The sequence below is a fragment of the Pseudidiomarina fusca genome, from assembly GCF_032227045.1.
GTDB classification, from domain to species: Bacteria; Pseudomonadota; Gammaproteobacteria; order Enterobacterales; family Alteromonadaceae; genus Pseudidiomarina; species Pseudidiomarina fusca.
Genome location: NZ_JANFPJ010000111.1, coordinates 1 through 392 on the forward strand (window position 1 = coordinate 1; position 392 = coordinate 392).

A 392-nucleotide genomic window follows, 5' to 3' on the forward strand; every position below is an offset into this window, starting at 1 on the left:
TGTTAAATGCTTACGCACGAGCTCCACCAGAATAGAGATGGTTAACACAGTAAGCACTACCTTTTACTTGCTTGATGTCACAGCCTGACCACATGCATGATTCGTTGGTAAGACCGCCGTGATTTTGAACAATTTTATCTTTTATGAGTGACTCACTATCAAATGCTTCCCAGTTTTCGGATGAGGGTATTTTTACTGCATAGCAGGTTTGATATTTATCCCACTCATCGACTTTGTAGAGTTGCTTGCAATCGGGACATTGCATTAACAAAACCCAATTACCAACATCCAGTTGGTTTAGCTTTGATTTGAAATCAGAGTGATTGTTGCTGATATCAATTAAAGCGGGTTGTTCTTTGCAATTGCACATAGCTTCCCTTGGCATTTAACGC

General features: G+C 40.1%; 1 protein-coding gene. It reads right to left on the bottom strand.

All coding sequences use genetic code 11. The features are described from left to right. Nucleotides 1-10: 10 nt before the first annotated feature. Nucleotides 11-370 (bottom strand): metal-binding protein, encoded by a 360-nt coding sequence (locus NOG12_RS13305; protein WP_110077049.1) that lies wholly within the window; start codon nt 368-370, stop codon nt 11-13. Between the last annotated feature and the right edge of the window lie 22 nt (nt 371-392).